The sequence below is a fragment of the Rheinheimera texasensis DSM 17496 genome (assembly GCF_000711985.1).
Lineage (GTDB): Bacteria > Pseudomonadota > Gammaproteobacteria > Enterobacterales > Alteromonadaceae > Pararheinheimera > Pararheinheimera texasensis.
Genome location: NZ_KL544006.1, coordinates 266,571 through 287,832, shown reverse-complemented (window position 1 = coordinate 287,832; position 21,262 = coordinate 266,571). Strand labels below are relative to the sequence as shown.

The window sequence follows — 21,262 nt, the reverse complement described above, 5'->3', positions numbered from 1 at the left end:
CCAGCAACACCTTCTCTCAAAGGTTTGGCACTGTATGGATCTGTTGCAGCAGGGTTGCAGTGATCCCCTTGTTTCCCTTCGCAGGTTCTAACCTGATCAGGTTCAACGGTATCCGCTTTCGCGGTCTCAGCCCGGTGGGCACTCCGACAAGTGCGCGCAGTATAAGCAAAAAAATCTGCGCCTGACAATGCAGAAATACCGTACTGTTTATGATTTTACTGATGCTGAATTGTAATTTTTCTTTACCTTACGTTCACTATTTTATGCTTTGAACTCATGCCAGCTGCCAGCTTGTCTCTCTGGTGTTTCATATTGTCACTGTAATTTGCTTACAATCATTGCGGAATTTGCTGAAGATGGCTTGCTAACTTGGCAAGAGTTGTTTTTATCTAGGACATGTTTATGCAAAATCGGCGGATACAGGCGCTCCTATTGTTTATGCTCAGTGTGCTTGTTATCAGTTCTCAGCTATTGTGGCAGCTTTGGCAAGGGGGGATTGATTCGCATCACCTCCTGGCAGATCCCACACTCCCATCGATCTCTAATGTTTGGGGGCTAGTTTTACTTCCAATGCTTGGGGCTCTTACAGCCTGTCGTCTGGTGCAAGCGGAGGGGGCAGCCCTGATGTGGCGTTGCGTGTTGGGGGCTTTACTGTATGGTCTGATGCTCGCAGCCTTATTCCTGAATCAACAAGAATCAATACTGATTGGCGCTATTTTGCTAACGTTTGTGCTGGCTTTGTGGTTACCACTTTACCGCGTCGAATACGTTGTCGGCTATGTTGCTGGACTGAGTTTCGCGCTTGGCCCGGTGCTGCCACTCCTTCCCGCGAGCCCGGCAATTGTTATTGCTCTCATCTCTATGAAGGTCAAAACTACCTTGTGGCGCACGTCAGATGTGAAAAAGGCCTGAACTATCAGGCCTTTTTATTTTCTATAAAATCAACTAGCGCTGTGTTGCCGCTTTCATACCCCGGACAAAATCGCCCAGCTGTTGTAATAACACTGCAGGCTCGGCCAGATGTTTTTCAATCAGCTGGACAATCGCCGAACCGGAAATCGCACCGGCTGCGCCTGAATCGAGCGCAGCTTTGACATGTTCTGGTTTAGAGATGCCAAACCCCAGCAGAGCTGGTGCCGCGCCATAACTTTTCAGCTTGCTCAGCATCGCATCGGCTGGCATTGCTGCCGCGGTTTCAGTGCCGGTGACGCCGGCGCGTGATAACAAATAAGTGTAACCACGGCCGTAAGAGGCCAGTTCCTTTAAGGTGTCATCACTGGCGTTTGGCGTGGCAATAAAAATCGGCGCGATGTCGGCAGCCAGTGCCGCCTCGCGAAAACGCCGGCTTTCTAACAGCGGCACATCGGCAATCAGCACCGAATCAACGCCTGCGGCTTTGGCCTGCTGATAAAAATGGCTGATACCACGCGCCATCACTAAGTTGGAGTACAACAGGAGGCCAATTGGTAAATCCGGCGCATAAGCCCGCACTTTGGCGATAATGGCAAATGCATCAGCCGGCGTGACGCCGGCAGCCAAAGCGCGGATATTGGCGCCCTGAATGGTCGGGCCGTCGGCGATAGGGTCGGAGAACGGGATACCGAGTTCTAACGCATCGGCACCGTTGTCCACCAACGTTTTGATGATGTCAAAAGACAACTCTGCTGTTGGGTCACCCAAGGTCACAAATGGCACAAAAGCGCCCTGATTAGCGGCTTTTAAGCGGCTGAACATCTGGTCATAACGTTGCATCAGTGGGCACTCCCTGTAGTTTTTGTTTGTGCGGCCAGCACCGACATCACATGGCCTAAGTCTTTGTCGCCACGGCCGGATAAGTTCACCAGCAGCACCATTGGCTCTGTGGCGGCTTTAGCCATTTTTAACGCATGCGCTAAGGCGTGTGAGCTTTCCAGCGCCGGAATAATACCCTCAGATTTCGCCAGCAACTGGAAGGCTTCTAAAGCCTCATCATCGTTGATCGCGACATATTCGGCGCGGCCAATCGACGACAAATAAGTATGCTGCGGGCCCACAGCCGGATAATCGAGGCCGGCGGAAATGGAGTAGGACTCTTCAATCTGACCGTCGGCGGTTTGCATAATGGCGGTGTAAGCGCCATGCAAAATACCGAAGCTGCCAGTGGAGAGCGCCGCGCCGTGCTGATGGGTATTGATACCCATGCCGCCCGGTTCGACGCCAATCAGCCGCACGCTTTCTTCTTTGATAAAATCAGCAAACATGCCGATGGCATTGGAGCCGCCGCCGACACAAGCCAGCACTGCGTCCGGCAATTTGCCTTCAGCCTGCAGAATCTGCTGTTTGGCTTCTTCACCAATCATTTTCTGGAATTCGCGCACAATGGTCGGGAACGGATGCGGGCCAGCGGCGGTGCCGAGCAGATAGTGGCTGGTGGCATAGCTGGCGGACCAGTCGCGCATCGCTTCATTGACCGCATCTTTTAAAGTGCCGGAGCCGGCAGTGACCGGGATCACCGTCGCGCCCATCAATTTCATCCGGAACACGTTTGGTTGCTGGCGCTCAATGTCTTTGGCGCCCATATAAATTTTGCAGTTAAGGCCCAATAGGGCACAGGCTAAGGCTGTGGCGACGCCATGCTGACCGGCGCCGGTTTCAGCGATAATGTCTTTTTTGCCCATGCGTTTGGCCAGTAACGCCTGGCCCAGCACCTGATTGGTTTTGTGCGCGCCGCCGTGTAATAAGTCTTCGCGTTTTAAATAGATTTTCACCAAAGGATTGGGGGAGATATTACGCGTTAACGTCAACGGTGTGGGCCGGCCGGCGTATTCGTTCAGCAGCTGTTGGAACTCAGCTAAAAACGCCGGATCCTGCTGCGCATCAATAAAAGCCTGCTCGAGTTGCAACAGGGCCGGGACTAATAATTCCGGCACAAACATGCCGCCGTAGTCACCAAAATAAGGGTTAAGCTTGGGTGCTGTCATCACTGGATTCTCCGAAACTGAAAGCTCTGATACGTTGAAATGCGCTGATTATTTTGGCCGGATCTTTGACGCCGGGCGCCGATTCCAGACCGGAATTCATATCGAGGCCGCTGGCGGCCGTTTTTAACGCGTGCTGGACATTGTCGGGATTTAAACCACCGGCCAGCATCACGGGTTTATGTAAAATGCGCTCGCCGAGTAAATTCCAGTCAAACGACAAACCGGTGCCACCGGGGATACCCGGCTGGTAGGCATCGAGTAAAATCCGGTCGGCGTTGTGGCTGAACTGTGGCAGGGTGTCCTTCACGCGATAGGCCTGCCAAATCTCACAGCCTTTGGGTAACAAGGTTTTTAAGCCGGCGATATAACTTTCGTCTTCATCGCCGTGTAGCTGCACCGCTGCGAGCTGTAATTCACGAGCAACCAGAGCCACCTGCGCTGGCGCTTCATTAACAAAAACCCCGACAAAACGTAAGGAAGCACTGTCGCGAATGGTTTTGGCCTGAGCGATCGTGACAAAACGTGGGGACGGCGGATAAAAAATCAGTCCGCCAAACATGGCGCCTGCTGCCGCGACCTGCTGCGCCTGCTCTGGCGTCGTCAGGCCACAGACTTTGTGTTCGCCACGGGTTAAGGCGTGCACCGCGCGGTCCAAATCCGGCTCGGCCATTAAAGAGCTGCCGACCAAAAAGGCGGTCGCTACTTTACCGAGCTGACGCACCTGATGATTAAAATAAATACCGGATTCGCTGACCAAAGGCGTGGATGGCGGTACCAGCCGCGCCAGGCGGAAACTGGTGTTTAAATCGGTTTCCAATGTACGCAGGTTACGGTTATTTATGCCAATCAGTTCAGCTTTCAGTGCTACGGCGCGCAGCGTTTCGTCTTCGTTACTGACCTCGGTCAGCACTGTCATGTTCAGGCGGTGCGCCAGCGCTGCGAGCTGCTGATACTCGGCATCATCCAGCACCGACAGCATCAAAAGCACAGCATCTGCGCCACAGGCGCGGCCGCGGTATATCTGATACTCGTCGATGATAAAGTCTTTATGCAGCAAAGGTTGGTCGACCAAACCGCGCATTGCTTGCAGATAGTCGTAGCTGCCCTGAAAAAACTTTTTGTCGGTCAACACTGAGATACAGTCGGCATATTTGCCATAGACGCCGGCGATTTCTTTTAGGTCAAAATTGGCGCGGATCAGTCCTTTCGACGGCGACGCTTTTTTGCATTCCAGGATAAAACGTGCACCAGGCGCTGTCAGCGCCTGGAGGAAATTACGCTGGGTTGGCACCACGTCGGCGATAAAACTCTCCAGCGGCAGCGCGATTTTATCCTCGGTCACTTCAATAGTTTTATGCGCAATGATGGTTTGCAAAATATTGGGTTTTGCTGAATTCGGATTAGTTGCCATGACTGGCCTCCCGGAACTGCTGTAAGGTGGTCATTGCCTGATCTGTTGTAAGTAGCGCAAGCACGGCTTTGGTATTAGTGGCTAAATCTTCGCCGCGGCCGCAAATTTTCAGCATGGCCGCGACATTGGCAGCGATGGCGTCCCGATGCGCCTGTGGCGCTTTGCCTGAGAGAATATCGCGGCTGGCCTGCGCATTTTCGGCTGGTTTACCACCGCGTAAAGCTTCGAGTGGCACTGGCTTGAGGCCAAAATCGGCGGCGGTTAAACGGAACTGCCGGATTTGACCATCGCGCACTTCACAAACGTCGGTCACGCCATGCAGCGCAATTTCGTCGCAGCCTTCGCCATGCACCACCCAGGCACGTTCAACGCCAAGTTGCAGCAGCGCTTCCGCCAACACCGGGCATAGTGCTTTGTCGTAGACGCCGAGTAACTGAAACTTGGGCGCCGCCGGGTTTAACAAAGGCCCCAGCAAATTAAATAAAGTGCGGGTTTTCAGCGCAGTGCGCACAGTCATCGCATGGCGAATGCCGCTGTGATACACCGGCGCAAATAAAAAGCTGACGCCGGCTTGTTGCAGCGCGCGGGCAGCGGTTTGCGGGCTCATTTGGATGTCGATGCCCAGTTGCTCCAGCAAATCGGCTGAACCACTTTGTGACGACACACTGCGGTTGCCGTGTTTGGCAACTTTCAGACCCATGGCCGCTGCGACAACAGCCGCAGTGGTGGAAATATTGATGGTATTGCTGCCATCACCGCCTGTGCCGCAGCAGTCGATGACCGCAAGTTCAGTCGCTGGCAGTGGCGTGGCGGCAGCGCGAAAGGCTTTGGCGGCACCGGCAATTTCCAGCGCGGTTTCGCCTTTGAGTTTCAGCGCAGTCAGTACTGACGCTAGTACTATCGGGTCAATGTCACCGCGTGCGACGGCGGCAAAAAAGGCTTCACTTTGCGCTTCGCTTAATGACTCGCGGTTCAGCAATTGGCTGATGGTGGCCAGTTCCAGCTCGCGTGGGGTTAATAGCTGTGTCATGCCTGCGCTCCTTGCGTTAAAAACGCCAGACTTTGTGCCAGTAAAGGTTTGCCTTGGGTGGTCAGAATTGATTCCGGATGGAACTGATAACCCAGCGCTTTATGTTCGCTGTGCAGCACCGCCATCGGAATATGCTGATAGTTGGCAATGACCTGCAGGCAAGCCGGCACTTCAGTTGCCATCAAGGAGTGATAACGCGCCACGGCAAAAGGCCGCGGCAAACCGGCAAAGAGCGGGTGGTCGGCGAGGTCAATCAACGAGGTTTTGCCATGCACAGTTTCACCGGCACGGCCAACCACACCACCATAATGCTCAACTAAGGCCTGATGACCGAGGCAAATGCCCAGCATTGGAAAACGCCCGGCACAAAGACGAATCAACTCAGGCATCGAGCCGGCATCTTTGGGTGCGCCCGGGCCTGGCGATAACAGCAGCACTACAGGTTCGCTTTCCTGACACATCTTGTCGAAGATATAAGCCGCCGGCACCGTGTTGCGATACAGCTTCAGCGTGCAGCCCAGCTGCGCCAGTTCATCGACCAGGTTGTAAGTAAAAGAGTCTTTGTTATCCAGTAAATACACCAGGCTCATACGGCACCTCCTGTGCTTTGCATTTGCACACTGTCGGGCGAATGCGCCGCCAGAATGGCGCTTAACACCGCCTGCGCTTTGCTGCGGGTTTCTTCGGTTTCGGCCTGTGCCACACTGTCAAACACCACGCCGGCGCCGGCCTGAACTGACGCGATACCGTTTTGCACATAAGCGCTGCGGATGACAATGCAGCTGTCAAAATCGCCGTTACCGGATAAATAACCGACGGCGCCGCCATAACTGCCGCGCTTTTTGCCTTCGACCTGACGGATCAGCTCTGCCGCCCGCACTTTCGGCGCGCCAACTAAAGTGCCCATATTCATACAGGCCTGATAAGCATGCAGCGCATCGAGTTCTGGTTTTAACGTGCCGACCACACGCGAGACTAAATGCATCACATAAGAATAGCGGTCGACTTTGAGCAACTCTTTGACATAACGGCTGCCCGGCACACTGATGCGCGCCACGTCGTTGCGGGCCAAATCGACCAGCATCAGATGTTCGGCTTTTTCTTTTTCGTCCTGGCGCAGTTCCAGTTCAATCCGGCTGTCGAGGTCGCGGTCTAACTGTCCTTGGGCATTAAAACCACGGCGGCGGGTGCCGGCGATCGGATAAATTTCCACCTGACGGCTGGCCGCGTCAAATTTCAGTGCCGACTCCGGTGAAGCGCCGAATAACACAAAAGCCGGGTCCTGCAGATAAAACATATAAGGGCTGGGGTTTTGTTGTTTTAACCGCGCGTAAGCCGCCAGCGGTGACGGGCAAGGCAGACTGAAGCAACGGCTTGGCACTACCTGAAACACGTCGCCGGCAATAATGTTGTGTTTGAGCTGTTCGACCTGAGCACTGAATGCTGCGTCGCTGATGTCCACTTGCAGCATGTCGGCACTGACCGCCTGACGCGCTTCCAGTACCGGATTAAACAAACAGTCTCCCTGCAACACGCGGTTTAATTGTTCGAGGCGTTTACCAATGCCAAAGCAGCTTTGCATCGCCTGCTCGCCACAAAACACGTTGCCAACCAGCCGGGCTTGTTGGCATTGGTGGTCCAGCACTAACAGCGTTTCGGCCAGATAAAACACAAAATCCGGGCAGGCGTTGTTGCCAACCGGTACGTCCGGTAGCAGTTCAGCGCTGGCGACATAGTCATAACCGATCACGCCGCCTAAAAACACTGCAAATGGCTCGTCGCTGTGGCTGCATAAACTTTGTTGTAAGGTGCGCAGCACTGATAACGGCGTTGGCGCTAATAATCGGCTGGCTTCGTCGCACAGTGGGTCTGGCCGGCTAAAGAGGACTTTGAGGCTGCTTGTGTTGCGTTCAATGAGCGCCAGGCCTTGCAGTTTGTCTTGTAGAAATTGCAGCAGGGGTAAACCGTTGTCGGAGACGGCGTCAACCCGGACCTCGAGGTCCTGGCATTCAATGCGTAGCGCCGCGTCCAGTAACAACAAAGTTTTAAGATTGTCTTTGCTGTCAATTTCAGCCGATTCAAGCAGCAGGCTGTATGGGCTCAGGCGGCTTAATTGCTGGTAACAACCCAAAGCGTCGCTTTGGTAGGGGATGGCGGTGGCAATAGATGCAACTTCGCCCGGGTTTTGTGTGATATGACTGAAAATCATCCGGAATTTCCTGTAAACCCGCGTTTATTGGTGCGGGTGGTCAGCTGACCTTAATAAAAACGACAATAATCCAAAGCCGGGCCACAATTGCCCTTCGAAAATTGCCACCATCGCCAGGAAATCAGTGCTGTTGTGCTCATTGTTTACTCCACGCTTAAAAAAGTTGTTCACCCAGATACGACAAAGGCCCGTTTTTGGAAAACGGGCCTTTGGGTTTTTCGGAATACACCGCCAACACACGCCCGTTAAGGAGTATGCCACCACCAGGTGATCAGCAAAGAAGCGCTGAGTGAGTGTGAAACGGCCATTGTGTATTCCTTGAATATCGCGACCACATATAGGTCAGGCCCACATAAAACCGCAAATGCAGGGATGGCGTCAAGCAAAAATCGGCGAATTTGAAAAATAAAACCGTAAAGGCGTCTGGATGTCTGACCTGGCTGGGATTACTGCATAGGCTGTTGCGCTGGATCAATACCGGCCGGCGTAGCAGGCGTAGATTCAATACATCAGCAACACAATGACCCGGGAGGCCGAGATGTCGGAGCAACGCCAACTGTTACTTTATTTACAACTGCAACTGCAGCAACGCTTAAGCGCAGTACAACGTGATTTACGCCAGGACCATGATGCGGATAGCACGGAACAGGCGCAACAACGTGAAAATGACGAAGTATTACAGCAGCTTGAGCAACAATTGCAGCGCGAACTGTTACAACTGCATCTGGCTTTGGACCGGCAGCAGCGTGGCGAGTATGGTCAGTGTGAGCAATGTGGCGAGACTATAGCGCCGGCACGGCTCAAACTGCTGCCGTTTGCGCTGCGTTGCCAGCACTGTGCCTGAGCAGACCAAAGGGTATCGCACATAGCCGCAGCGTCGCTTCTGTGGCAAAATGGCTGGCTAAGCGTTGCTATCTGAGCGCGCTCTTCACGTCCATTGAGCTTTACATGAAATTTGATCTGCACAGTCACACTTTTTTCTCCGACGGTATGCTCAGTCCTGCCGATTTATTGGCAAGGGCGATTGAACGCAAAGTCGATGTGCTGGCGATCACCGATCATGACACCTTATTAGGCCTGGCACCGGCCCATACCGCCATCGCTGAACAGCAATTGCCGCTGCAACTGGTGAACGGCGTCGAGATCTCCACCAGCTGGTATGAATTTGAGATCCATATCGTTGGGCTCGCTATCAATCCCGCCGATACCCAGCTGCAACAGCGGCTGGCCAGCCAGCAAGAACGCCGGCTGGAACGGGCCCGCGAAATGGCAAGGCGCCTGACTAAACACAATGTGCCGGACTGTCTCGAAGCAGTGATGACGCTCGCCAACGGCGGCGCTGTCACTCGTACCCATTTTGCCCGTCATCTGATGCAGATTGGCAAAGCCAGCTCGATGGCCGGGGTGTTTAAACATTATCTGGCGCGCGGCAAAGCCGGTTATGTGCCAAATAATTGGGTGAGCCTGATGGAAGCGGTGCAGTGGATCCATGACGCCGGTGGTGTTGCAGTGCTGGCGCACCCACTGCGCTACAACCTCAATGGCAAGTGGCTAACGAAGCTGATGCGCGAATTTGCCGCCGCCGGTGGTGATGCCGCCGAAGTGGCGAGCTGTCAGCTAACGCCGGTACAAAAACGTGATGTCTGGGCTTTGTGTCAGCAATTTGGGCTGGTGGCATCGCAAGGTTCGGATTTCCATCAACCCACTGACTGGAGCGATTTAGGCAGGGGGCTTTATTTAACCGATGATATCCGCACCGTCTGGCAACAATTTCCGGCGCTGTTTCCGCAACCAGAATCACCCGTTGAAAGCTCTGACAAGCCACAACTTTGCAGCTAAGCTGTAGCAACAAACAGCAAATTCGTTTTAAGCTGCTGATCTGCTGTCATTTTCGAAGCTTGTCACAGGCAATAAGGATAAAGGCATGAGCCAGTTTTTCTACGTGCATCCGGAAACACCGCAAAGCCGGCTGATGAAACAAGCCGTACACATCATCAAACAAGGTGGGGTGGTGATTTATCCGACCGACAGCGGTTATGCGCTGGGTTGTCAGCTTGGCGATAAAACTGCGCTTGAGCGTATCCTGCAAATCCGTCACATCAGCGGCGAGCACCATTTCACTATTATGTGCCGCGACCTCAGCGAATTATCCCTCTATGCCAAAGTAGAAAATACCGCGTTCCGGCTGATTAAAAACAATACACCGGGTGCATACACTTTTATCCTGCGCGGCACCAAAGAAGTGCCACGGCGCTTACTCAATGAAAAGAAAAAAACTGTTGGTCTGCGTATTCCGGACCACAAAATTGCGCTGGCGCTGTTGGCTGAATTAGGCGAGCCGCTGATGTCCAGCTCACTGATTTTACCTGGCCGCGAATTTGCTGAATCGGATCCGGAAGAAATGCGTGACCAGCTGGAGCGTCAGGTCGATTTGATCCTGCACGGCGGTGTTCTGGCCGGTAATCCGACCACAGTCATCGATTTGTCTGACGACAACCCGGTGGTGGTGCGTGAAGGCGCCGGCGCCGTGCAGCCGTTTTTATAACAGCGTCATTTATGTCTGTCACAAATCAGGCCGAAGCAGAACTGAGTCCGTTAACAGTCCAGCAGGTTCTGCCGCTGGCATTTGTCCGCGGTGAAGCGGTGCTGGAGCGGCCGGAAGACTTGTTTATTCCGCCCGATGCGCTCGAAGTCTTGTTAGAGGCCTTTGAAGGCCCGCTGGATTTTTTGTTGTATCTGATTCGCCGCCACAAGTTTGATATTGTTGATTTACCGGTCAATGAAATCACTCTGCAGTACATGGAATATATCAACCTGATGCAGGAGCTGAATTTTGAGCTGGCGGCTGAGTATCTGGTGATGGCGGCGATGCTGGCGGAAATTAAATCGCGGTTATTGTTACCTAAACGCGAAGCGGAACAAAGTGAAGAAGTGGACCCGCGCGCGGAATTAGTGCGCCGGCTGCAGGAATATGAACAGTATAAGCTGGCGGCGACACAGCTTGATGCAGTGCCGCGGCAGGAACGTGATTTTTTCCAGACTCATGCTGCATTGGCCGACAACTTTGCGCCTTTTGTCATTGAACCTGAAGTCAGTCTCGCCGAATTAGTGCTGGCGTTGCAGGATGTGATCAAACGCACCAAAGATTTTCAGCACCATCAGATCAAAAAAGAGCAGCTGTCGACGCGCGAGCGGATGAGTCGCATTCTCGAATTGCTGCGTCAGCAGCCGGTGCTGGCGTTTGGCCAGTGTTTTGCGCTTCAGGAAGGCCGGCAAGGTGTGGTCGTGACATTTTTAGCCGTGCTGGAACTGGTGAAAGAGAAACTCATCACGCTGACGCAGGTGGAATCTTATGGTCAGATCCACCTGAAATTGGCATAATACGCGGCCGTTTTGCGGCGCCTTTGCAGGCGATGGTCGACGCACTCAATACGAGGGGCACAGATGGCGACAAAAATTCAGGATGATCAGCTGGTGCAGCTATTAGAAGCCTGTTTATTTGCCAGTGAAAAACCGCTGAGCCAGACTGAGTTGCTGGAGACTGTGCTGGCCGATTTTCAGCTCAGTAAAAAACGCCTGCAGGCGGCTTTGACCCGGCTGGAACAGGATTATCAGGGCCGCGGCATTGGTCTGGTGGAAACCGCCAGTGGCTGGCAGTTTCAGACGAGACCACAGTGGAGTCCTTATTTGGCGAAGCTCTGGCCTGAGCGCTCACCGCGTTATTCACGGGCAGTGCTGGAAACATTAGCGCTGATTGCCTATCGGCAGCCTATTACCCGCGGCGAGATTGAAGAAGTGCGCGGCGTGTCGGTCAGCAGCCAGATCATGCGCACTTTGCTCGACCGTGGCTGGGTCAAAGTGGTGGGGCACAAAGAAGTGCCGGGCAGGCCCGGTTTATATGCTACGACCAAAGAATTTCTCGATTATTTTGGCGTGAAACGGCTGGATCAGCTGCCGCCATTACCTGAATTGGTTCCGCTTGGACCATTATTTAATTCAATCTCTGAAAACACAGTCGCGATGACTGAGGAGTCGCAAACATGAGTGAAAAGTTACAAAAAGTGCTGGCACGCAGTGGCGTTGGTTCACGCCGTGAAATGGAAACATTTATCAGTGCCGGCCGCGTCACCGTCGATGGCAAAGTGGCGCAGCTGGGCGACCGGATCAATTCAAATCAGCTGGTGCGCGTCGATGGTCACCCGGTCAAACTGGCGGCGGAAGAAGAACAAGTCTGCCGCGTCATCGCTTATCACAAGCCGGAAGGCGAAATTTGTACCCGCACTGACCCTGATGGCCGCCCGACGGTGTTCGACCGCCTGCCGAATATCCGTGGCGCGCGCTGGATTGCCATAGGCCGTCTCGATATCAATACTTCAGGCTTATTACTGTTCACTACCGACGGTGAGCTGGCGAATCGTTTAATGCACCCGAAATTTGAAGTGGAACGCGAATATTCTGTACGGGTCTTTGGCGAAGTGAACGACGCTATTATTCAGCGCCTGCGTACCGGGGTTGAACTGGAAGACGGTAAAGCCAATTTCAAAAAAATTAAAGCCATGGGCGGTGAAGGCGTCAACCGCTGGTTTAACGTGGTGTTGACCGAAGGCCGCAACCGCGAAGTGCGTCGGATGTGGGAATCGCAAGGCACTGTGGTCAACCGTTTAATTCGCATCCGTTACGGTGATTTGTTATTGCCAAAGCATTTACCGGCCGGTGGTTACACCGAATTTGGTCTGGAAGAAGTGAATTACCTGCGTAAGCTGGTGCATCTGTCGCTGGAAACTGAGTCGCTGGCGAAGCCGGAAGACCGGGATGAGCGCCGCCGCCGCATGGCATCGATTAAACGCGCGGTGCGCAAGCATCAGGTTAATCAGAAACTGGGTGAAAAAGGCGAAAAGCCTGCACCTAAACCCAAAGCGGAAAAAGCCCGCAGCGATGAGAAAAAGCCGGGCAAAACCCCGTTTAAAGGCAAAAGCCGGACGCGTATCTGACTGCTTATCAGTAATTTCGCAGCAACAATAAAAAACGCAGCTTTCGCTGCGTTTTTTGTCGAAAAGGACCGGTTAATAATATTTGTCGAAAAGGACCGGTCAATAATAAATGTCTGAGCTTTGATGAATTTGCGGTTCGTCCTGTAATTCTTCAAAGCTGACCGCGAAATGCCGGTTCTGGTCATGTAAATCTGACAAATAAACGGCCCTGTCCTGTGCATCAATCCAGCTGACGACACCAGCGCCTTTTTTACTTTGACATACCATACCCAATTTGAGCTCTTGCACATTCATCATTGGCCTCCAGTTTTTCTGACAGAACTGTAACGTTAGACGCTTTTTTGTACAGATGTGTGATCCGACCAGTGCCTGGTGAAGCTAAGTTACGTATTTGCCAGCCAATTTATTTTTATGCAGTGGCGGAAACGTTCCTGTGCATGCAAGCAGCCTGTGACGCAGGTATTAGATAGAGGTAAATAATCACCAAACATCAACAGCCCCTAGCTCTTAAAATCAATTTTTTGGTGAATATTGACCCAGTTCTCCGGAAATTTGCCTTGTAGCACGTAAGAGAAAGCGATGAGTTCGGCGATCAGCACATAAAGCTCCGGCGGGATTTGATCGCCCAGTTCCATCCGCTGTAATAGCTGATTAAGTTGCTCATCTTCATGGATCAGCACACCATGTTCACGGGCCAGCGCGATAATGTCGTCGGCCAGATCGCCATGGCCTTTGGCGATGATCTTCGGTGCATTTTTACCGTCATAATGCAGCGCGACAGCGCTTTGCGGTTTGTCACTCATACCCGGACCTGCAATAAACTGGTACCGCGCTGATACAGATGTTCCGGAATTTTGCCAAGCTGACAGCCGGCTTCGGCGACTTGCAACCCCTGCATCGTCAGGCGGTCTTTAAATAGCGGTAAAAACTGGCCGGTGTCGGCGACAGTTTTTTCGTTGTCAGCGTAAAACTGCAGGCTGACCTCTTTGCCAATCAGCCGAACCTGCACCAGCATCTCGCCCTGGCTGCCCAAATCAAACTTCATCGTCAGCTGCCAGCAGCGTTGGCCGCTGCGCAGCTCTGCGCCCTCGGCTTCGCGCTCACTGACCGCCAGTTCAGCAAAGCGGCTTTCGCCGTTTTGTAGCAGCGGCAGCTGGATCAGCATCTGTTCCGGTTTTTGTTGTTGTGCCGGCGTGCTTTGTTGCTCCAGATTAGCAATTTGTGCACTTTGCAGCTGGCTGCTGTGGCCAGACAGCTGCCGCAGTAACTGCGCACTCTGGCTGCGGTCAAGCTGGCCAATCAGCTGCTGCAGTTTTTCTTTTTGCGGCGGATTTTGTCGCTCGGCAGGCAGCTGTGCCCCTAAGCGACCGAGTAATAACTGGATTGCAATCGCCAGACCACCTGCGACACTGGCAGGCTGCGCCGGCATTTGCAGCGGGTTGAATTGCAGTGCGGCGTTAATTTGCTGCATCAGCTGCTGCTGGCTTTGCAGTTTGGCAGCATCCGGATGCTGGGCGCGTAATTCCTGTAAGACCTGTCGCACTGCTGCCGGCAATACGGGGCTGTCCGCCAGCAAATCGGGTGAGTTTTGACTGAGTGGCAGCCATTGCCGCCACAAGTCGCGGCTATCGGTTTGCATTTGCTGTGCTGACATTGAACCCGATTGAACCGGCAAAAACTGGAATGGCCGGCTGATTTCGCTGACCGACAATTTGAGCTGCCGGGGTTCTGCCTGCGGTGTCAGTTCTAACTGCAGCTGACGAGAGTCTGGCTGTTTCAGTTGCCACTGCCAGCCTGGCGCGCTGCTGGCTGGTCCGGTGACCTTGGCTTGTGCCAACCAGGGTTTGATGTCGCTGCCGAGTTGTTCCGGCCAAATCTGCCGCGCTAATTGTGGGATTAATTGCCGGACTGCGGCCGGTGCTAAGGTGACGGATTGCCCGGATACCGGCTCTGATCTTGACATCAGCCCTGCAGGCACCGCCGCTTTTGCCATTTGTCCGGAACTCGCTGTCGATGGGCATGGCTCGCTACTCCGGCCAGAACCCGGTGTGATTTTGGGATCTGCGTTTTCTTTAAAGATTGCCGGTTGTGCCGGACCAGAGCGCGTAGTTTCGAGTTGCAGCTGCAGTTTGATTTGCCCCTGTTCGATGCCAAGTTGCAAACGCGCTGGCTGCGACTGCTGTTCCGGCCAGTGTTTTGCTGACGGCAAAGCCGTGATGTCAACATTCAGTGGCTGACCTTGCCCGAGGTGGATCTGCAACAGCTGGCCCTGGCGGGATAACTGCACCGGCCACTGCAGGCTCAGGTTATCGGTTTTGGCGAGTTGTTGCTGTGCCTGCACACTAAAATGCTGCTGAGGCCCTGGTGCCGGTTGCTGCAGCAACTGCAATAACTGGGCAGACTGCAACGGGATGGTCAGGGTTTTTCCGGCCAGACGTACTGTCAGCTGGAGCTGGTCAGTGCCTAGTGGCTGTAATTGCACAAAAACTTTGGTTTCCGTGGTTTTGCCATTGGCTTGAGCGATGGTGTTCGTCTGGTTTTCCGCACTGTTTTGTGTGGCCGGCGTCGCGGCCGCTATTAACTGCTGTGCCGTTTGCATAATTTGCTGTGCGGTATTGGTTGGCAGCGTTAGCTGTAGCGGGCCTTGTGGCGTCTGGATGCTGAGGCGCGCGTCCTGGTCACGGCCGATTTGCAGCAAGGCCTGATACAGCTGTGACGAGTCCAGCTTCAGGCTTTGCTCAATTTTTGCACCACTGCCAATTTGTAGCAGACTGTCGATATTGATCTGGTTCATATTTCAGGCGCTTAGCCTGTCCTGATGGTGAACGCACATTCGTATTCTAACGCCAATATGCTAATATGCCCGCGTTTTTTTCTGCGCCTACAGGTCGTATTTGCTGATGTTATTGTCTGCCCGTCAATTGAGTTGCATCCGCCAGGATCGCGTGCTGTTTGAACAGCTCGATCTGCAATTGCATGCCGGCGAAGTGCTGCAAATTGCCGGCAAAAATGGTGCGGGCAAAAGCTCATTGTTGCGGATTCTGGCCGGTCTTGTTGACCCTGAAGATGGCGAGATCTGTTATCAACAACAACCGCTCTCGCACAGCGCCGATGATTATGCTGACAATCTGTGTTTTATCGGTCATTTAGCCGGCGTGCAGCCACAGCTCACTGCGCTGGAAAATCTGGCTTTCTGGCGCGCCTGTTTTGCCTTAGCACCGGCCGATGACTGGGCATTGTTGGCGCAGCTTGGTTTAGCCGGACTTGAAGATATTCCGTGTCAGCAATTATCTGCGGGTCAGCAGCGCCGGGTGTCGCTGGCCAGGCTTTGGTTAACCACAGCGCAAATCTGGATTTTAGATGAGCCCTTTACCGCGCTGGACCAAGGCGCCATCGCTGCGCTGACCAGGCGTATCGCTGCGCATTGTGAAGCGGGCGGTGCTGTGTTGCTGACGTCGCACCAGCCGGTTGAAGTGCCTGGTCACGTCGTGCGCCAACTGACTTTGGAGTACCGCTGGTAATGAGTCATGCCAACGTGTTTCGCGCTACTTTCCAACGGGAACTGAAACTGTTGGCCCGGCAAAAAGCCGACTGGGTCAACCCTTTGTTATTCTTCATTATTATCCTGACTTTATTCCCGCTTGGCGTCGGTGCTAAACCGAATTTATTACGCGAAATCGCGCCCGGCGTGATTTGGATAGCCGCGCTGTTGTCGGTGTTATTAGGCGCAGAACGCCAGTTCCGCCAGGACTATCGCGACGGTGTGTTAGAACAATTAGTCTCGGCGCGCTCGCCATTAGTCGGATATAGCCTGGCTAAAATCGCCGCCGGTTGGCTGGGCAGCGGTTTGCCGTTGATTTTAGTGTCGCCGCTACTGGCATTATTTCTCGGTTTATCAACCGAGGCTTTAACCGCCGTGGTGCTGACTTTATTGCTCGGTACGCCGCTTTTAAGCTTGCTGTCGGCACTCGGCGCAGCGCTGACCTTGTCCGCCGACAAAGGCGGGATTTTATTGGCACTGATTATTCTGCCTCTGTATATTCCGTTACTGATTTTCGCCAGCGCAGCGGTGGAGCAGGCAAGTTTTGGCCTGAACTATCAGGCGCAATTGGCCGTACTGGCTGCGATGTTGTGCGTGGCGCTGGCATTGGTACCGCTTGCGGTACAAAAAGCATTAAAACTGAACGTGGGGTGATATGTTTAAGTGGCTTGATCCATATGCAAAACCACAAGTGTTATTTGCAACCTTACTTTGGTGGCAACGTTGGCTGATGCCGCTGTCTATTGTCGTATTACTTCTGGGCACTGTCTGGGGCCTGGGGTTTACGCCGGCGGATTATCAGCAGGGTGACTCTTACCGTATTATCCACGTGCATGTGCCGGCTGCCATTTGGTCGATGGGCGTGTATGCCTGGATGGCGATCGCAGCTTTTATCGCCTTAGTCTGGCAGGTGAAAACCGCCCAGTGGGCCATTGGTGCTATAGCGCCCATTGGTGCTGTGTATACGCTGATTGCGCTCTTTACCGGCGCAGCCTGGGGCAAGCCGATGTGGGGCACCTGGTGGGTCTGGGATGCACGCTTAACTTCTGAACTGATTCTGCTGTTTTTATTTTTAGGCGTGATGGCGCTGCAAAACGCTTTTGCCGACCGTCAGACCGGTGACAAGGCGGCTGCGGTGCTGGCCGTTGTCGGCGTGGTCAACCTGCCGATCATTCACTACTCGGTGGAGTGGTGGAACACGCTGCATCAGGGCGCCACTATTACCAAATTTGCCAAGCCATCGATGGACCCGTCGATGCTGTGGCCGTTGCTGATTTGTATTCTGGGATTTGCGCTGCTGTTTGGGGCTTTAACCTGCCTGCGGCTGCGTACCGCGATTTTGCAGCATGAAGCGCACCGGCCCTGGGTCCGGCAATATGTTCAGGAGCAGCAGCATGCCACAGTTTAATTTTGCCTCTTTTGCCGATTTTCTGGCGATGGGCGGTTATGGCTTTTTTGTCTGGTTGTCGTTTGGCGGCAGTGTTGCCGCTTTATTAGCGCTGGGTCTTTACAGCAAAAGACAACAACAACGGTTTATTCAGCAGCAGGCGAGCCGCGCTGCCCGTGAAGACCGGGTGCGGCAACATACGCAGGAGCAACAATGAATCCACGTCGTAAACAGCGGCTATTAGCCGTGAGCGGTATTCTGGTGTTATTAAGCGGTGGCGTCGGCGCAATGCTCTATGCGCTCAACGAAAATGTCGATTTGTTTTATACGCCGTCGCAGCTGATTGACGGCCTTGGCGAAGACAAGAAAAAACCTGTGGTCGGGCAGCGCCTGCGCATCGGCGGTATGGTAGTCAAAGGCTCGGTACGCCGTGACGAGCACAGTCTGAAAGTCAGTTTTGACCTGGTCGACACCGGCCCTGTTGTCACTGTGCATTACGACGGCATTTTGCCGGATTTATTCCGTGAGGGGCAGGGTATTGTCGCGCAAGGGACTTTGCTGGATGCCACGACTATTCAGGCCACTGAAGTGCTGGCCAAACATGATGAAAACTATATGCCACCTGAAGTCGCTGAAGCTGTCAAAGGCATCAAACATGTGGCGCCGAAACAAACTTACCCGGCAGGTACGCCCTGATGATTGCAGAAGTCGGACATCTCGCGCTTTGTTTTGCCCTCGCTTTATCGCTGATCCTGGCGTTATTTCCACTTTATGGCAGTTATAAAGGTGCTGCCGGCCCGGTGTTGTTAGCCCGCCCGGCCGCGGTGTTATTGTTTTTACTGACCGCAGTGTCCTTTGCTGCACTCTGTTATGCCTTTTGGATCAACGACTTCACAGTCGCTTATGTCGCGAATAACTCCAATAGTCTGCTGCCCTGGTATTACCGCTTAACGGCGGTCTGGGGCTCGCATGAAGGTTCGATGTTGTTGTGGGTGCTGATGTTGTCCGGTTGGACTGCCGCAGTCGCGTTGTTGTCAAACAGCCTGCCACTGATTTTACAGGGCCGTATTCTGGGTGTGCTGGGTTTTGTTAACGTCGGGTTTTATGCCTTTGTGCTGCTGATGTCGAACCCCTTTGAACGCACATTGCCGTTTTTCCCGGTCGATGGCCGTGACCTCAATCCGCTGCTGCAGGATTTTGGCATGATCATCCATCCGCCGTTGCTGTATATGGGTTACGTCGGTTTTGCTGTGTCTTTTGCTTTTGCTATCGCGGCATTACTGGGCGGGCGTTTTGACGCCAACTGGGCGCGCTGGGCCCGGCCCTGGACTTTAGCGGCCTGGTTGTTTTTGACGCTCGGCATCATGCTCGGCAGCTGGTGGGCGTACAACGAACTGGGCTGGGGCGGCTGGTGGTTCTGGGATCCGGTGGAAAATGCTTCCCTGATGCCCTGGTTAGTCGGCACGGCACTCCTCCATTCATTGGCGGTCACCGAAAAACGCGGCACCTTTAAATCCTGGACAGTGCTGCTGGCCATTGCGGCATTTTCGTTAAGTTTATTAGGCGCTTTTTTAGTGCGCTCCGGTGTGCTGGTGTCGGTGCATGCTTTTGCCACAGATCCGAGCCGCGGTTTATTCCTGCTGGCGTTTTTGTTGGTCGTGGTCGGCGGTTCATTGCTGCTGTATGGCCTTAGAATGCATGCGGTGCGCTCGCAGGCGCGTTATCAGCTGTTTTCGCGCGAAGTGCTGCTGTGGGGCAATAACGTCTTTTTACTGACTGCCACGCTGGTGGTATTTCTCGGTACTTTGTATCCGCTGTTTCACAAAGAGCTGGGGCTTGGCTCTATCTCCATCGGCGAGCCGTTTTTTAATTCGATTTTCCAGTATCTGGCCATCCCATTTGCGCTGTTACTAGGCCTCGCGCCTTGGGTGCGCTGGAAACAACAACAATGGCAACCGCTGTTAAAACCACTGAGCCTGTGGCTGGTTGGCGCTTTAGTGCTGGCTGTTGGTGTGCTGAGCATGTATCAGACACCTGCGGCGAATCTGGCGCTGCTTGGTCTGTTATTGGGTGCCTGGGTCACCATGGCCACTATCGGCGAAATTCAGCAAAAAGCCGCCCAGCTCGGTGGTATACCTGGTTTGTTTAAACTGCAGGCCAGCCATTGGGGCATGGTGCTGGGGCATTTAGGTTTTGCCATGCTGGTGGTCGGTATTGCGATGACCAAAACCTTCAGCGTCGAAAAAGACGTGCGGATGAAGATTGGCGACAGTGTCGAACTCAACGGCTACACCTTTATGTTGAGCGAAGTCTATGCGTTAAATGGGCCGAATTACGGCGGCCAGGCAGCAGAGCTGGAGGTATTCCAGCATGGTGAAAAAGTGACGCATCTGCACGCCGAGAAACGCTTTTATCCGGTGACGCGCGCGGTGATGACCGAAGCTGCTGTGCACGCACGTTTAAGCCGTGATTTGTATGTCGCACTGGGTGAGGAATTATCCGGTCCGTCCTGGGCGCTGCGGGTTTATGTCAAACCTTATGTGCGCTGGATTTGGCTTGGTGCCATTCTGATGGCTTTGGGTGGCCTGGTGTCGTTGTCGGATAAAAGGTACCGGCGTAAAGCCGCTGTCAAGGCGGAAACAGGAGCCAAAGCCCATGCGTAAAGCCTTGTTTTATGTGCCTTTAGCGGCTTTTTTAGCGCTGTCGTTGTTTTTACTCAGCGGGCTTTTTTCTGATCCGCGCGACCATGGCTCGGCGCTGATTGAAAAACCGCTGCCGGCTTTTAGTTTACCGGACCTGCAGCAACCGACGCGATTAGTCACGGCTGCCGATTTAAAAGGCGAAGTCACGCTGCTAAACGTCTGGGGCTTATGGTGCCCGACCTGTAATGCAGAGCTTGGTTTTTTAACTGAATTGCGCCAGCAAGGCGTCAGAATCGTCGGGTTGTATTATGTGCAGCCAGTCGATGCCGCTTTTGGCGATACTTTTGATATCAACACATTACGTCTGGATGTGCAGGATAAACTGGCTGAGCAAGGCGACCCGTATCTGCTGAATATCGTCGATGAAAAGCGCTCGCTGATTTTTGATTTAGGCGTGACCGGCGCGCCTGAAACTTTTTTAATCGACCGTAATGGCGTGATCCGCCATCACCATGTCGGCGATATTAATCCGCAGAACTGGCCAAAAATTCAGCAGCTGTATCAGCAGTTACAGCAAGGAGGCAGCGATGCGCCTTAATGGATTGCTATTGTCAGTGCTGCTGTTGGCGTTGCCAGCCAGTGCGACCGAAGATTTGCTGCAGTTCGAATCTGCAGAACAACAACAGCTCTATCGCCAGCTGACCGCTGAGCTGCGTTGCCCAAAATGTCAGAACCAGAATATCGCTGACTCTAACGCGGTGGTTGCGGTGGATATGCGCAATAAAACGCTGGAGCTGGTACGTCAGGGCCAAAGTCACGACGAAGTGATCGACTACATGAAACAGCGCTACGGCGATTTTGTGCATTATCAGCCGCCAGTGCAGCTGAGTACTATCTGGTTGTGGCTGTTGCCACTGCTGGCGGTGTTGGCACTGGGCTGGACAGTGTTTCGCCGCAGTGACAGCAGTCAAACCGCTGTTGTTGGTCATGCCGATGAACAGCCTGATCACAGTGACTTAGACGCACAGTTACAAGCAATGATTGACGAAGCGACCGCTGCCAACCGGCAGCAGCCGAAGGAGTAACAGGCC

24 protein-coding genes and 1 riboswitch are annotated in these 21,262 nt (G+C 53.6%); of the genes, 15 read left to right on the top strand and 9 right to left on the bottom strand.

Going from position 1 to position 21,262, the window contains the following annotated elements:
* Nucleotides 1-55: 55 nt before the first annotated feature.
* Nucleotides 56-156: riboswitch (TPP riboswitch) on the bottom strand.
* 246 nt (nucleotides 157-402) lie between these two features.
* A complete protein-coding gene (locus Q399_RS21760) occupies nucleotides 403-912 on the top strand; it encodes a hypothetical protein (RefSeq protein ID WP_157836347.1) in 510 nt (169 codons plus the stop codon).
* Between the two features lie 33 nt (nucleotides 913-945).
* Here Q399_RS21760 and trpA read toward each other — a convergent pair whose 3' ends face one another.
* Genes trpA through Q399_RS0118355 form a run of 6 tightly spaced genes read right to left on the bottom strand, consistent with a single transcriptional unit; the run spans nucleotide 946 to nucleotide 7,610 of the window.
* Nucleotides 946-1,752: a tryptophan synthase subunit alpha gene (trpA, locus tag Q399_RS0118380; RefSeq protein WP_031571101.1), complete on the bottom strand. Its 807-nt coding sequence runs from the start codon at nucleotides 1,750-1,752 to the stop codon at nucleotides 946-948.
* On the bottom strand, nucleotides 1,752-2,960 hold the full coding sequence (trpB, locus tag Q399_RS0118375) for a tryptophan synthase subunit beta (RefSeq protein ID WP_031571098.1): 1,209 nt from the start codon (nucleotides 2,958-2,960) through the stop codon (nucleotides 1,752-1,754). Before trpB ends, trpA begins: the two co-directional genes overlap by 1 nt.
* Nucleotides 2,941-4,371, bottom strand: a complete 1,431-nt coding sequence (gene trpCF, locus Q399_RS0118370; RefSeq protein ID WP_031571097.1) for a bifunctional indole-3-glycerol-phosphate synthase TrpC/phosphoribosylanthranilate isomerase TrpF — start codon at nucleotides 4,369-4,371, stop codon at nucleotides 2,941-2,943. The genes trpB and trpCF overlap by 20 nt, the downstream gene beginning before the upstream one ends.
* A complete protein-coding gene (gene trpD, locus Q399_RS0118365; protein WP_037046643.1) occupies nucleotides 4,361-5,401 on the bottom strand; it encodes an anthranilate phosphoribosyltransferase in 1,041 nt (346 codons plus the stop codon). Before trpD ends, trpCF begins: the two co-directional genes overlap by 11 nt.
* Nucleotides 5,398-5,991 carry an aminodeoxychorismate/anthranilate synthase component II gene (locus Q399_RS0118360; protein ID WP_031571090.1) on the bottom strand — a complete coding sequence of 198 codons (594 nt, stop codon included), beginning with the start codon at nucleotides 5,989-5,991 and terminating at the stop codon, nucleotides 5,398-5,400. The genes trpD and Q399_RS0118360 overlap by 4 nt, the downstream gene beginning before the upstream one ends.
* On the bottom strand, nucleotides 5,988-7,610 hold the full coding sequence (locus tag Q399_RS0118355; protein ID WP_031571088.1) for an anthranilate synthase component 1: 1,623 nt from the start codon (nucleotides 7,608-7,610) through the stop codon (nucleotides 5,988-5,990). Before Q399_RS0118355 ends, Q399_RS0118360 begins: the two co-directional genes overlap by 4 nt.
* A gap of 538 nt (nucleotides 7,611-8,148) precedes the next feature.
* Here Q399_RS0118355 and Q399_RS0118350 point away from each other — a divergent pair.
* The 6 genes from Q399_RS0118350 (at nucleotide 8,149) to rluB (ending at nucleotide 12,601) form a co-directional block, all read left to right on the top strand.
* On the top strand, nucleotides 8,149-8,454 hold the full coding sequence (locus Q399_RS0118350) for a TraR/DksA C4-type zinc finger protein (protein WP_037046728.1): 306 nt from the start codon (nucleotides 8,149-8,151) through the stop codon (nucleotides 8,452-8,454).
* A 104-nt stretch (nucleotides 8,455-8,558) separates the two neighbouring features.
* Nucleotides 8,559-9,449, top strand: coding sequence for an RNase RNM (gene rnm / locus Q399_RS0118345; RefSeq protein ID WP_031571085.1), 891 nt, complete (start codon nucleotides 8,559-8,561; stop codon nucleotides 9,447-9,449).
* An 85-nt stretch (nucleotides 9,450-9,534) separates the two neighbouring features.
* Nucleotides 9,535-10,155: an L-threonylcarbamoyladenylate synthase gene (locus Q399_RS0118340; RefSeq protein ID WP_031571082.1), complete on the top strand. Its 621-nt coding sequence runs from the start codon at nucleotides 9,535-9,537 to the stop codon at nucleotides 10,153-10,155.
* An 11-nt stretch (nucleotides 10,156-10,166) separates the two neighbouring features.
* Complete coding sequence (locus Q399_RS0118335; protein WP_031571080.1) at nucleotides 10,167-10,991, top strand: segregation and condensation protein A; 825 nt, start codon at nucleotides 10,167-10,169, stop codon at nucleotides 10,989-10,991.
* Nucleotides 10,992-11,054: 63 nt separating this feature from the next.
* Nucleotides 11,055-11,654, top strand: coding sequence for an SMC-Scp complex subunit ScpB (gene scpB, locus Q399_RS0118330; protein ID WP_031571077.1), 600 nt, complete (start codon nucleotides 11,055-11,057; stop codon nucleotides 11,652-11,654).
* Nucleotides 11,651-12,601, top strand: coding sequence for a 23S rRNA pseudouridine(2605) synthase RluB (rluB, locus tag Q399_RS0118325; RefSeq protein ID WP_031571074.1), 951 nt, complete (start codon nucleotides 11,651-11,653; stop codon nucleotides 12,599-12,601). Before scpB ends, rluB begins: the two co-directional genes overlap by 4 nt.
* Nucleotides 12,602-12,700: 99 nt before the next feature.
* Here the strand turns inward: rluB and Q399_RS0118320 are convergent, their stop codons facing one another.
* From Q399_RS0118320 to Q399_RS0118310, 3 genes are all read right to left on the bottom strand, one after another.
* The gene (locus Q399_RS0118320) at nucleotides 12,701-12,898 is read right to left on the bottom strand and encodes a hypothetical protein (RefSeq protein WP_157836346.1); all 198 of its coding nucleotides are present in this window, start codon (nucleotides 12,896-12,898) and stop codon (nucleotides 12,701-12,703) included.
* A gap of 203 nt (nucleotides 12,899-13,101) precedes the next feature.
* Complete coding sequence (locus tag Q399_RS0118315; protein ID WP_031571070.1) at nucleotides 13,102-13,404, bottom strand: EscU/YscU/HrcU family type III secretion system export apparatus switch protein; 303 nt, start codon at nucleotides 13,402-13,404, stop codon at nucleotides 13,102-13,104.
* Nucleotides 13,401-15,395: a flagellar hook-length control protein FliK gene (locus Q399_RS0118310; RefSeq protein ID WP_031571067.1), complete on the bottom strand. Its 1,995-nt coding sequence runs from the start codon at nucleotides 15,393-15,395 to the stop codon at nucleotides 13,401-13,403. Before Q399_RS0118310 ends, Q399_RS0118315 begins: the two co-directional genes overlap by 4 nt.
* 106 nt (nucleotides 15,396-15,501) lie before the next feature.
* Here Q399_RS0118310 and ccmA point away from each other — a divergent pair, with 106 nt between their 5' ends.
* Genes ccmA through Q399_RS21235 form a run of 8 tightly spaced genes read left to right on the top strand, consistent with a single transcriptional unit; the run spans nucleotide 15,502 to nucleotide 21,256 of the window.
* On the top strand, nucleotides 15,502-16,122 hold the full coding sequence (ccmA, locus tag Q399_RS0118305; protein WP_031571064.1) for a cytochrome c biogenesis heme-transporting ATPase CcmA: 621 nt from the start codon (nucleotides 15,502-15,504) through the stop codon (nucleotides 16,120-16,122).
* Nucleotides 16,122-16,796 carry a heme exporter protein CcmB gene (gene ccmB, locus Q399_RS0118300; RefSeq protein ID WP_031571062.1) on the top strand — a complete coding sequence of 225 codons (675 nt, stop codon included), beginning with the start codon at nucleotides 16,122-16,124 and terminating at the stop codon, nucleotides 16,794-16,796. Before ccmA ends, ccmB begins: the two co-directional genes overlap by 1 nt.
* A 1-nt stretch (nucleotide 16,797) precedes the next feature.
* The gene (locus Q399_RS0118295; protein ID WP_031571061.1) at nucleotides 16,798-17,550 is read left to right on the top strand and encodes a heme ABC transporter permease; all 753 of its coding nucleotides are present in this window, start codon (nucleotides 16,798-16,800) and stop codon (nucleotides 17,548-17,550) included.
* Nucleotides 17,537-17,746, top strand: a complete 210-nt coding sequence (gene ccmD, locus Q399_RS0118290) for a heme exporter protein CcmD (protein WP_031571059.1) — start codon at nucleotides 17,537-17,539, stop codon at nucleotides 17,744-17,746. The genes Q399_RS0118295 and ccmD overlap by 14 nt, the downstream gene beginning before the upstream one ends.
* Nucleotides 17,743-18,225, top strand: a complete 483-nt coding sequence (gene ccmE, locus Q399_RS0118285; RefSeq protein ID WP_031571057.1) for a cytochrome c maturation protein CcmE — start codon at nucleotides 17,743-17,745, stop codon at nucleotides 18,223-18,225. Before ccmD ends, ccmE begins: the two co-directional genes overlap by 4 nt.
* Nucleotides 18,225-20,192, top strand: coding sequence for a heme lyase CcmF/NrfE family subunit (locus Q399_RS0118280; RefSeq protein ID WP_031571055.1), 1,968 nt, complete (start codon nucleotides 18,225-18,227; stop codon nucleotides 20,190-20,192). Before ccmE ends, Q399_RS0118280 begins: the two co-directional genes overlap by 1 nt.
* Complete coding sequence (locus tag Q399_RS0118275) at nucleotides 20,185-20,769, top strand: DsbE family thiol:disulfide interchange protein (RefSeq protein WP_031571054.1); 585 nt, start codon at nucleotides 20,185-20,187, stop codon at nucleotides 20,767-20,769. The genes Q399_RS0118280 and Q399_RS0118275 overlap by 8 nt, the downstream gene beginning before the upstream one ends.
* Nucleotides 20,759-21,256, top strand: coding sequence for a cytochrome c-type biogenesis protein (locus Q399_RS21235; protein WP_051686164.1), 498 nt, complete (start codon nucleotides 20,759-20,761; stop codon nucleotides 21,254-21,256). The genes Q399_RS0118275 and Q399_RS21235 overlap by 11 nt, the downstream gene beginning before the upstream one ends.
* Nucleotides 21,257-21,262: the final 6 nt, after the last annotated feature.